This is a genomic window from Rhodococcus sp. TAF43 (assembly GCF_052113525.1).
Classification (GTDB): domain Bacteria; phylum Actinomycetota; class Actinomycetes; order Mycobacteriales; family Mycobacteriaceae; genus Prescottella.
Genome location: NZ_JBFRDL010000057.1, coordinates 21687 through 28238 on the forward strand (window position 1 = coordinate 21687; position 6552 = coordinate 28238).

4 protein-coding genes and 1 pseudogene are annotated in these 6552 nt (G+C 63.8%); 2 read left to right on the forward strand and 3 right to left on the reverse strand.

The features are described 5' to 3' along the window. Positions 1-16: 16 nt before the first annotated feature. A complete protein-coding gene (gene gabT / locus AB4Z09_RS25460; RefSeq protein WP_442240973.1) occupies positions 17-1375 on the reverse strand; it encodes a 4-aminobutyrate--2-oxoglutarate transaminase in 1359 nt (452 codons plus the stop codon). A 277-nt stretch (positions 1376-1652) separates the two neighbouring features. Between gabT and AB4Z09_RS25465 the strand changes: the two genes are divergently transcribed. Together AB4Z09_RS25465 and AB4Z09_RS25470 are read left to right on the forward strand one after the other, a co-directional pair. Then, complete coding sequence (locus tag AB4Z09_RS25465; protein ID WP_442240970.1) at positions 1653-4733, forward strand: NAD-glutamate dehydrogenase domain-containing protein; 3081 nt, start codon at positions 1653-1655, stop codon at positions 4731-4733. Next, on the forward strand, positions 4730-5833 hold the full coding sequence (locus AB4Z09_RS25470) for an isocitrate/isopropylmalate dehydrogenase family protein (RefSeq protein ID WP_442240971.1): 1104 nt from the start codon (positions 4730-4732) through the stop codon (positions 5831-5833). Before AB4Z09_RS25465 ends, AB4Z09_RS25470 begins: the two co-directional genes overlap by 4 nt. A 235-nt stretch (positions 5834-6068) precedes the next feature. On the opposite strand, the pseudogene AB4Z09_RS25475 reads toward AB4Z09_RS25470, so the two are convergent. Together AB4Z09_RS25475 and AB4Z09_RS25480 are read right to left on the reverse strand one after the other, a co-directional pair. Further along, a pseudogene (locus AB4Z09_RS25475) lies at positions 6069-6356 on the reverse strand (IS3 family transposase); the annotation flags it as partial. Between the two features lie 31 nt (positions 6357-6387). Then, on the reverse strand, positions 6388-6552 hold a 165-nt coding region (locus AB4Z09_RS25480), incomplete at its 5' end, for a transposase (protein ID WP_442240974.1).

Consider the following 6552-nt stretch of genomic DNA (forward strand, 5'->3'; position numbering starts at 1 on the left):
AGCGGATGTGAGGTTCTTACAGGGCGGCGATCGCTTCTCGAATAACCGAGAAGCCTTCCACGAGAAGTTCGTCCGAGATCGTCAGAGGCGGCAGGAAGCGCAGGACGTTCCCGAAGGTGCCAGCAGTCAGGGTGAGCAGCCCATGCGATAGGCAGTAGCGGTTGATTTCGGCGACAGCCTCTCGGTTCGGGGTCTTGGACCCCGCCTGGACGAGCTCGATCGCGACCATCGCACCTCGACCTCGGATGTCACCGATGATGTCGGTCTCGGCCGCGATATCGCGCAGTTCCCGGAACATGATGTCTCCGATGGCCTGAGCGCGCTCGAGGAGATTTTCGGCGTCGATGGTCTCGAATACGCCGAGCGCGGCCTCGCACGCGGCCGGATTACCGCTGTACGTACCGCCGATTCCGCCGGCGTGGGCAACATCCATGATGTCTGCGCGCCCGGTAACTGCTGCCAGCGGCATTCCCCCGGCCAACCCCTTCGCGGTTGTGATCAGGTCGGGCACGATGCCTTCATGCTCGGAGGCAAACCAGGTACCGGTGCGTGCGATGCCCGCCTGGACCTCGTCTGCAATCAGCAAGATTCCGCGGTCACGGCAGAAGTCCGCGATCCGGCGCAGGAACCCGTCGGCGGGGACGATGAAACCGCCCTCGCCCTGGATGGGCTCGACCACGACGCAGGCGACCGCGTCGGCACCGATCTGCGAATCCACCAACATCTCGAACTGCGCGAACGCTTCGTCAGCGGCGTGCTCGGCGCCGCTTGGCCACCGATAGGGGTAGGCCATGGGTGCGCGATACACCTCGGGCGCGAACGGGCCGAACGTGCTCTTGTACGGCTGATTCTTCGCCGTCATCGTCATGGTCATCAGCGTGCGCCCGTGGAAGGCGTGATCGAAGGTGATGACGGCCGGCCGGCCGGTGGCCGCCCGCGCATACTTCACCGCGTTTTCCACCGCTTCGCTGCCGGTGTTGAACAGCGCTGTCCGCTTCTCGTGATCGCCGGGGGCCAATCGGTTGAGCGCCTCGGCCACCTCGATGTACGGCTCGTACGGTGTCGCGAGAAAGCAGGTGTGCGTGTACTTCTCCAGCTGGCGAGAGGCACGCTCGACGACCCTCGGCGCTGCGTTGCCGACCGTGGTCACGGCGATACCGCTGCCGAAATCGATGAACGAGTTGCCGTCGACGTCGACGAGGACCCCGCCTCCGGCCGCCGCCGTGTAGATGTTCGCCCCGCTGGTCAACCCAGCCGGAAGGGCGGAACGACGGCGGGTGGCCAGTTCCTGCGAGCGAGGTCCGGGTACGTCGGTGACGATGCGGCGGACCTGCTCGAGGTGCGGGCCGCCGACGATTGAGTGCACAGCAGTCATGTGTTGTCCTCCAGTCGGGTTACCCGAAACCTTATGAGCCAAGTCACTTCCGGAACATCGCCAGTTGGGATAATCATCTAGATGCAGTTGTCCAGCTCGGCCAACGTACGTTTCGGGCATGGGCACGCACACTTGCAGCACCGGACCACGGAAGGAAGCTGCAATGGGCAACGGCGCCACAACGGCAGAACAACTTGCATCACCACGCGGGATGGACGTAGGCGGGGCAGTCGACCGGATATTGCTCACCAGCTACGACCGCCCGGGCAGCCCGCGCATGACATTCCTCAGCGGTACCTCCGCGGGTGTCGCGGAGGCGGTGATCTTCTGGCCGGACGGAGCTCCCCTACTCGCGGACATCGCCAACGGGTTCGAACACTTCGGGCTGCGCGTCGCCGACCGTGACCCCTTACCGCTGCCACCCGGCATGCCGGCCGAGACGGCGCTCCACAAATTCACCTTTCAGACCCCGCACCTGTGGCGCAGTGAGTCACACAGCCGAGTCTCGGAGGCCTTCGAAGCGCACGCGCTGCACGGATTCGAGATCGACGACTACGCAAAGTTGATCACCGCCGCCGGCCTGTCTTGGCGGGAGGTCACCCTCATCCGCGCGGCAAGCCGATTCGTCCGGCAGGCGGGCCTCGGCCTCTCGGAGAGCTATGTCATCGACACGCTGCTCACCCACCCCCAGTTCACCGAAACCCTTGTCCGATACTTCGGTGCACGGTTCGACCCCGACCTGAACGCTCGAGAGCACACCCTCGCGAACGTCGGAGCGACACTGCGCGCACACCTGGACGCTGCCACCACACTAGATGAAGACAAGATCCTCCGATCCTTGGAATCATTCGTCACCGCCTGTGTTAGAACGAACTGGTATCAACTCGACGACACGGGTACACCGAAAACCCACGCCTCGTTCAAGATCGACTCGAGTAAACTCACACTGACCGGACCCGTGGTTCCCTACCGGGAAATCTATGTCTACGCCAACGACATCGAAGGCATCCACCTGCGCAGCGGGCCCGTCGCGCGAGGCGGGCTACGGTTCTCCGACAGGCCCGAGGACTACCGCACCGAAGTCCTGGGCCTGATGAAGACACAGACAGTCAAGAACGCGCCGATCGTGCCAGTCGGAGCGAAGGGTGCGTTCATACGCAAGAACCCGAACATCGCAGCAGCACAGGCATACTCGATCTTCATCAGGGGCCTGCTCGACGTCACCGACAACCTCGTCGACGGAAACGTCGTTGCCCCGCAGCGGACCGTCACCTACGACGGGCCCGATACCTACCTCGTAGTCGCCGCCGACAAGGGCACCGCCTCGTTCTCCGACCTCGCAAACGACATCGCCCTCGAGGCCGGGTATTGGCTGGGCGATGCCTTCGCATCCGGAGGCTCGAGCGGGTACGACCACAAGGCCATGGGAATCACTGCCCGCGGCGCGTGGGTATCGGTCCGCCGCCACTTCGACGACCTGGGTGTGGACGTCGACAGCGATCCGTTCACCGTCGTGGGTATCGGCGACATGTCCGGCGACGTGTTCGGCAACGGCATGTTGCTGTCCACGGCAATCAAACTCGTCGCCGCCTTCGACCACAGGCACATCTTCATCGACCCTGATCCCGATCCCGCGCTCTCGCACACCGAGCGCAAGCGCCTGTTCACGCTGCCCGGAAGCAGCTGGGACGAGTACGATCGCACCATCTTGTCGGCCGGAGGTGGCATCTGGCCGCGCACCGCCAAGCGGATCGCGCTCTCGCCCGAAGCGCAGGCACAGCTCGGGCTGCAACGGGGACAGCTGACACCGAATGAGCTGATCAAGGCGATCCTGACATCAAAGGTCGACCTGCTGTGGAACGGCGGAATCGGAACCTACATCAAAGCGTCGTCCGAGACACCCGCAGACGCAGCCGATCCCGTCAACGATGCGGTTCGGGTAGATGCTGCCCGGCTGCGCTGTACGGTCATCGGTGAGGGCGGCAACCTCGGACTGACGCAGCGAGCGCGCATCGAGTACGCCCTCGGCGGCGGCCGCCTCAACGCAGACTTCATCGACAACGCCGCTGGCGTGGCCACCTCCGACCTCGAAGTCAACCTCAAGATCGCGCTCGACGTCGCCGTTCGCGCAGGCACAATCACTGCCGGCGAACGCAACGCCCTGCTGTCCGATTCCCGCACCGACGTCGCCGACGCAGTCCTCGAGAACAGCGAGAGCCAGGCACTGGCCGTCAGCCTCGCCGAATCGCATGCCGCGCAACTGCTCAACCGCCACGAACGGCTCATCGACAACCTAGAACACAACAACGGGATCAACCGCGCAACGGAAGTGCTCCCCACAAAGAATGAACTGGTCTCCCGGACTCAAGCAGGCCTGGGACTGACGCGACCTGAGATCGCGGTCCTCCTCGCACAGTCGAAGAACGTGGTGCAACAGGATCTCCTCGACTCGTCAGTGCCCGATGATCAGGTCTTCACCTCAGCATTGTCGGGCTACTTCCCCCGCCGGATCCGCGAACAACTCACCGACGAGGTCCGCACCCATCACCTCGCCCGCGAGATCATCGCGACCAAAGTCGCGGACGACCTGATCAACCACGTCGGCCCCGGCTTGATCTACCAACTCGAAGAGCGTCTCGGCGTCAAGACCCCCGCAGTCGCGCGCGCGTACGCCATCGTCCGTGCAGTCTTCGACGTCGATCAGCTGTGGGCAAACACCCGAGAGCGCGCCGACGTCGGAAGCGTCGGGCGCCGAACTCTGCTGCACCACATCCAGCAGTTCATCGAGCACACCGCGTCATGGATCCTGCGCCAACGGCCCGCACCCCTGAACGTCCACGCCGAGATCGAGCGGTACCGCCCCCACGTCCGCGAGCTCGTGGAGAATCGGCCTCGTCCGACCACGATCGAGGAAACCACAGACGAACTCCGTTTCCTGGCAGGAGCATTCGACCTAATCGAAACAGCCCAGCAGCGCGGTTGCTCGCTCGCCATCGCCGCATCCGTGCACGCACAGACCGACGCCGCGCTCGCGCTCGCCTGGTTGACCGACCAGTTCGAGAACCACACCATGACCAACTGGTGGGACTCGATGGCAGCCGCATCCGTTCGCGACGACCTCACCGAGGGGCATCACGCTCTCGTCGCGGCAATCCTCGACCTCCACACGACGTCGGCAACAGACCTGGTGCACACCTGGCAAGAGCTGACTGCCGATGCCATTGAACGCTTCTCGCGCACGATGACGGAACTCAAAAGCGACGGCTACGTCGATGTCGCCCGCGCATGCACGGCCAGTGCCGAGCTCAAGCTCCTGGTGCGGAGCACGGCATCGCGAGCAACGGAGATCACGGCATGACGCGACCTCTCCAGCTCCGAATTGGGGTACTTCCCGGAGATGGCATCGGCCCCGAGGTCGTGCCCGCCGCCGCGCTCGTCATCGACGCGGCGCTCGCTTCCCGACCCGACGTGAAGATCACCTGGCAACGACTACCGATCGGTCACGAGGCAATCTCCAGATACGGGACACCCATGCCCGAGGAGACGTTGGAATTCCTCGACGAACTCGATGCGTGGATCCTCGGTCCCCATGACAGCGCCTCCTACCCGGACCGGTGGCGCACACAGCTGACACCCGGCGGAACCATCCGAAAACGGTTCGAACTGTTCGCCAACATCCGCCCCGCCCGCGCCTTTCCCAGCACCGCCGCAGTATCCCCGAAGATGGATTTGATTGTGGTGCGGGAGAACACCGAAGGCTTCTACGCAGACAGAAACATGTACGCCGGCGCCGGCGAGTTCATGCCCACCCCCGAGGTTGCGATGGCCGTCGGAGTGGTGACCCGCCGGGCGTGCGAGCGGATCGCCCACGAAGCGTTCCGGCTGGCGCGGACTCGCCGACGACGGGTCACCATCGCACACAAGGCCAATGTGCTGTCCATGACCTCGGGCCTGTTCCTCGACACCTGCCTCGACGTCGCCAACGAGTACCCGGACGTCGAGGTCGACCATCAGCACATCGACGCGCTTGCCGCGCTACTCGTTCGGTACGCAGACGCATTCGACGTCATCGTCACCGAGAACATGTTCGGTGACATCCTGTCTGATCTGACCGGCGAACTCGCCGGCTCGATCGGAAACGCTCCGTCGTTGAACACATCGGAGACAAAAGCCATGGCCCAGGCAGCCCACGGCGCGGCCCCCGACATCGCCGGCCTCGGTATCGCCAATCCCACCGCCGTGATCCTCTCCTCGGCCATGCTGCTGCGCTGCCTCGGCACACGGCACGAGCATTCGGTGCTAGGTCGCACCGCAAGCAGGATCGAGACTGCCGTTGAAACCGTCATCGGGCAGGGCATGTGCACCGCCGACCTCGGCGGAACCGCATCCACCGCCCGATTCATCGACGCGGTGCTAGCCGCGCTTACGCATCCATCCGACACCGAGCCGGCCCGATGAGTCCGGAGAGGTCATCACCGACAGCAGCGCCGCAGCGAGGATCGAACCCAGCAGTGATTCAAGGTTATGGGCGAGACAGCGACAGCGACAGCCCTTCGTCGATCTGAGCTGCAATAACTCGCCGCCGGGCAGGCCAGTCGGCGAGCAGAGACGTGAGGACATTGAGTGTTGCTACACGCACCTGCTGCACAGAGGGGACTGCCCCCACCTTGGTTGACTCGTGGGGTTGAGTAGTTCAGGCCGCGTATGCGGCTCTGTTGATTGTCTCAAACTCGATCGGAGTGAGCTTTCCGAGACGGCGTTGCCGGCGCTTGCGGTGGTAGGTCCGCTCGATCCAGGTCACGATCGCCATACGAAGTTCCGTTCGTGTCGACCAGCGCTGTCGATCGAGGACGTTCTTCTGCAGGAGGGCGAAGAACGACTCCATTGCGGCATTGTCGCCGCATGCTCCCACGCGTCCCATCGAGCCACGTAACCCATTGTGCGAGAGTTCATGTACGAACTTCCGTGACCGAAATTGGGCGAGTTCAACTGGTCGATGCAACACCGGGCTGTCAAAGTGAGCGTAGCTGTTCGTCGAAGACTTCGGCGGGGGTCTTCCAGCCGAGGATCTTGCGGGGTCGGTTGTTGACAGCGAATGCAACAGCTTCGAGGTCCTCCGCAGACCAGCGCGACAGATCGGTTCCCTTCGGGAAGTACTGGCGCAGCAGCCCGTTCAT